2 rRNA genes are annotated in these 5218 nt (G+C 57.3%); both read left to right on the forward strand.

The window, feature by feature from the left end:
- The first annotated feature begins 154 nt into the window (after positions 1-154).
- A 16S ribosomal RNA gene (locus AB0B63_RS32380) occupies positions 155-1669 on the forward strand.
- A gap of 394 nt (positions 1670-2063) precedes the next feature.
- Positions 2064-5172, forward strand: a 23S ribosomal RNA gene (locus AB0B63_RS32385).
- Together the 16S and 23S rRNA genes form the textbook arrangement of a ribosomal RNA operon.
- Positions 5173-5218 lie beyond the last annotated feature (46 nt).

The following is a 5218-nucleotide window of genomic DNA, read 5'->3' on the forward strand; positions in this document are numbered from 1 at the left end:
TGGTGTGTGGTTGTTCTTTGAGAACTCAACAGGGTGCTTGATAAGCCAGTGCCAATTATGATTTATACCCCGCACTGGGCAGACCTTCGGGTTTGTTTGGTGGGGATTCCTTTGGCAACATTTGTTTGTTGTCAGGATGCTGTTCAACAGGTTTTTGTTGGAGAGTTTGATCCTGGCTCAGGACGAACGCTGGCGGCGTGCTTAACACATGCAAGTCGAGCGGAAAGGCCCTTCGGGGTACTCGAGCGGCGAACGGGTGAGTAACACGTGAGCAACCTGCCCTAGGCTTTGGGATAACCCTCGGAAACGGGGGCTAATACCGAATATTACCTCTTGTCGCATGGTGGGGGGTGGAAAGTTTTTCGGCCTGGGATGGGCTCGCGGCCTATCAGCTTGTTGGTGGGGTGATGGCCTACCAAGGCGACGACGGGTAGCCGGCCTGAGAGGGCGACCGGCCACACTGGGACTGAGACACGGCCCAGACTCCTACGGGAGGCAGCAGTGGGGAATATTGCACAATGGGCGGAAGCCTGATGCAGCGACGCCGCGTGAGGGATGACGGCCTTCGGGTTGTAAACCTCTTTCAGCAGGGACGAAGCGTAAGTGACGGTACCTGCAGAAGAAGCACCGGCCAACTACGTGCCAGCAGCCGCGGTAAGACGTAGGGTGCGAGCGTTGTCCGGATTTATTGGGCGTAAAGAGCTCGTAGGCGGCTTGTCGCGTCGACCGTGAAAACTTGGGGCTCAACCCCAAGCCTGCGGTCGATACGGGCAGGCTAGAGTTCGGTAGGGGAGACTGGAATTCCTGGTGTAGCGGTGAAATGCGCAGATATCAGGAGGAACACCGGTGGCGAAGGCGGGTCTCTGGGCCGATACTGACGCTGAGGAGCGAAAGCGTGGGGAGCGAACAGGATTAGATACCCTGGTAGTCCACGCTGTAAACGTTGGGCGCTAGGTGTGGGGGGCCTCTCCGGTTCTCTGTGCCGCAGCTAACGCATTAAGCGCCCCGCCTGGGGAGTACGGCCGCAAGGCTAAAACTCAAAGGAATTGACGGGGGCCCGCACAAGCGGCGGAGCATGCGGATTAATTCGATGCAACGCGAAGAACCTTACCTGGGTTTGACATGGCCGCAAAACTTGCAGAGATGTAAGGTCCTTCGGGGGCGGTCACAGGTGGTGCATGGCTGTCGTCAGCTCGTGTCGTGAGATGTTGGGTTAAGTCCCGCAACGAGCGCAACCCTCGTTCGATGTTGCCAGCGCGTTATGGCGGGGACTCATCGAAGACTGCCGGGGTCAACTCGGAGGAAGGTGGGGATGACGTCAAGTCATCATGCCCCTTATGTCCAGGGCTTCACGCATGCTACAATGGCCGGTACAATGGGTTGCGATACCGTGAGGTGGAGCGAATCCCAAAAAGCCGGTCTCAGTTCGGATCGGGGTCTGCAACTCGACCCCGTGAAGTCGGAGTCGCTAGTAATCGCAGATCAGCAACGCTGCGGTGAATACGTTCCCGGGCCTTGTACACACCGCCCGTCACGTCACGAAAGTCGGCAACACCCGAAGCCGGTGGCCCAACCCTTGTGGAGGGAGCCGTCGAAGGTGGGGCTGGCGATTGGGACGAAGTCGTAACAAGGTAGCCGTACCGGAAGGTGCGGCTGGATCACCTCCTTTCTAAGGAGCACCATCCAGTGAAAGCTGGTATGGAGCCCGCGACCTGCGTATGTCGGGTCGGGGTGCTCGGATGGCGGAGACACTGGCCAGTTTTTCCTTGGCAACGGCCGCGATGATCTAGTACAGCTGCCCTTTTGGGGGTGGTGGGAATGGTCGGGCGGTGCGGCTGGGGGAGGGCGGTAAGCACCCTGTTGGGTCCTGAAGGAACAACCTTTGGTTGTTTTTTCGGAGCCTTTGGATGAGCGGAAGCTTGTTGAAGGTTGCCAGGCATGGCCTGGTCTCGCATACCGGATTCTGTTCTGCCTGTGGGTGGGGTGGGGTTGCTGGTGTGGGGCTTGTGGGTTGTGGGTTGGTTGTTTGTTGAGAATTGCACAGTGGACGCGAGCATCTTTGTGGTCAAGTTGTCAAGGGCGAACGGTGGATGCCTTGGCACCAGGAGCCGATGAAGGACGTGGGAGGCCGCGATAGGCCTGGGGGAGCTGTCAACCAAGCTGTGATCCCAGGGTGTCCGAATGGGGAAACCTGGCACCAGTCATGTGGTGTCACCTGCACCTGAACACATAGGGTGTATGGGGGGAACGCGGGGAAGTGAAACATCTCAGTACCCGTAGGAAGAGAAAACAAATTAGTGATTCCGTGAGTAGTGGCGAGCGAAAGCGGATTGAGGCTAAACCGGTTGCGTGTGATACCTGTCAGGGGTTGCGTGGTCGGGGTTGTGGGACCCTGCTGAACAAGCTGACACTTGTTCGAGGAGTTATCAAGTTAGTGGCTAGTCGAACAGTCTGGAATGGCTGACCGTAGACGGTGAGAGTCCGGTAGGTGAAAGTTGCTGACCTTCTGTGGGTGTTCCCGAGTAGCGGCGGACCCCTGAAATCTGCCGTGAATCTGCCAGGACCACCTGGTAAGCCTAAATACTTCCTGGTGACCGATAGCGGACGAGTACCGTGAGGGAATGGTGAAAAGTACCCCGGGAGGGGAGTGAAATAGTACCTGAAACCGTTCGCCTACAATCCGTCGGAGCCTTGCGGGGTGACGGCGTGCCTTTTGAAGAATGAGCCTGCGAGTTAGTGGCATGTGGCGAGGTTAACCCGTGTGGGGGAGCCGTAGCGAAAGCGAGTCTGAATAGGGCGTCGTAGTCGCATGTTCTAGACCCGAAGCGGAGTGATCTAGCCATGGGCAGGCTGAAGCGCGGGTAAGACCGCGTGGAGGGCCGAACCCACCAACGTTGAAAAGTTGGGGGATGACCTGTGGTTAGGGGTGAAAGGCCAATCAAACTCCGTGATAGCTGGTTCTCCCCGAAATGCATTTAGGTGCAGCGTCGCGTGTTTCTTGCCGGAGGTAGAGCACTGGATGGTCTAGGGGGCCCACAAGCTTACCGAAATCAGCCAAACTCCGAATGCCGGTAAGTGAGAGCGCGGCAGTGAGACTGCGGGGGATAAGCTTCGTAGTCGAGAGGGAAACAGCCCAGATCACCAGCTAAGGCCCCTAAGCGTGTGCTAAGTGGAAAAGGATGTGGGGTCGCATAGACAACCAGGAGGTTGGCTTAGAAGCAGCCACCCTTTAAAGAGTGCGTAATAGCTCACTGGTCAAGTGGTTCCGCGCCGACAATGTAGCGGGGCTCAAGCACACCGCCGAAGCTGTGGCACTCACATTTTACTTCGCATCTCCTTGATGGGGTGTGCAGGTGTGTGGGTGGGTAGGGGAGCGTCGTGCCGGGGGTGAAGCAGCGGGGTGACCCAGTTGTGGACGCGGCACGAGTGAGAATGCAGGCATGAGTAGCGAAAGAAGGGTGAGAAACCCTTCCGCCGGATGACCAAGGGTTCCAGGGCCAGGCTAATCCGCCCTGGGTGAGTCGGGACCTAAGGCGAGGCCGAGAGGCGTAGTCGATGGACAACGGGTTGATATTCCCGTACCCGCGAAAGAGCGCCCGTGATGAACCTTATTGTGCTAACTGCCCGAGCTGTTTGAGGTCTTCGGACTGAGGATGGTGAGCGTGGGAACCTGGTGGGTAGTAGTCAAGCGATGGGGTGACGCAGGAAGGTAGCTGAGCCCGGCCGGTGGTTGTGCCGGGGTAAGCGTGTAGGCCGTGTTGTAGGCAAATCCGCAACACATGGGGCTGAGACGTGATGCCGAGCCGATTCAGGTGAAGTCAGTGATCCTATGCTGCCGAGAAAAGCCTCTAGCGAGTTCTTAGCGGCCCGTACCCCAAACCGACACAGGTGGTCAGGTAGAGAATACCGAGGCGATCGGGCGAACTGTGGTTAAGGAACTCGGCAAATTGCCCCCGTAACTTAGGGAGAAGGGGGGCCGGAGACGTGAAGCCCCGTGCGGGTGGAGCGTTGTATGGCCGCAGAGAGCAGGGGGAAGCGACTGTTTACTAAAAACACAGGTCCATGCGAAGAAGTAATTCGATGTATATGGACTGACGCCTGCCCGGTGCTGGAACGTTAAGGGGACCTGTTAGCTCTTCGGGGCGAAGCGGAGAACTTAAGCGCCAGTAAACGGCGGTGGTAACTATAACCATCCTAAGGTAGCGAAATTCCTTGTCGGGTAAGTTCCGACCTGCACGAATGGCGTAACGACTTCCCCACTGTCTCAACCACAGGCCCGGCGAAATTGCATTACGAGTAAAGATGCTCGTTACGCGCGGCAGGACGGAAAGACCCCGGGACCTTTACTATAGCTTGACATTGGTATCTGAATGGGCTTGTGTAGGATAGGTGGGAGCCGGTGAAACCTGTACGCCAGTATGGGTGGAGGCAATCTTGAAATACCACTCTGGTTGATTTGGGTATCTAACTTCGGACCGTTATCCGGTTCAGGGACAGTGTCTGGTGGGTAGTTTAACTGGGGCGGTTGCCTCCTAAAGGGTAACGGAGGCGCCCAAAGGTTCCCTCAGCCTGGTTGGCAATCAGGTGTTGAGTGCAAGTACACAAGGGAGCTTGACTGTGAGACTGACAGGTCGAGCAGGGACGAAAGTCGGGACTAGTGATCCGGCACTTGCGAGTGGAAGCGGTGTCGCTCAACGGATAAAAGGTACCCCGGGGATAACAGGCTGATCTTCCCCAAGAGTCCATATCGACGGGATGGTTTGGCACCTCGATGTCGGCTCGTCGCATCCTGGGGCTGTAGCAGGTCCCAAGGGTTGGGCTGTTCGCCCATTAAAGCGGTACGCGAGCTGGGTTTAGAACGTCGTGAGACAGTTCGGTCCCTATCCGCCGTGCGCGTAGGATACTTGAGAAGGGCTGTCCCTAGTACGAGAGGACCGGGACGGACGAACCTCTGGTGTGCCAGTTGTCCCGCCAGGGGCACGGCTGGTTAGCTACGTTCGGAAGGGATAACCGCTGAAAGCATCTAAGCGGGAAGCCTGCTTCAAGATGAGGTATCCCACCCCACTTTGTGGGGGTAAGGCCCCCAGCTAGACGACTGGGTTGATAGGCCGGAAATGTAAGCCCGGTAACGGGTTCAGTTGACCGGTACTAATAGGCCGAGGACTTGACTACGAAGCTGCTACGCGTCCACTGTGCAACTCTGAACAAACACCAAACA

Source organism: Micromonospora sp. NPDC049081 (assembly GCF_040648835.1).
Lineage (GTDB): Bacteria > Actinomycetota > Actinomycetes > Mycobacteriales > Micromonosporaceae > Micromonospora > Micromonospora antibiotica.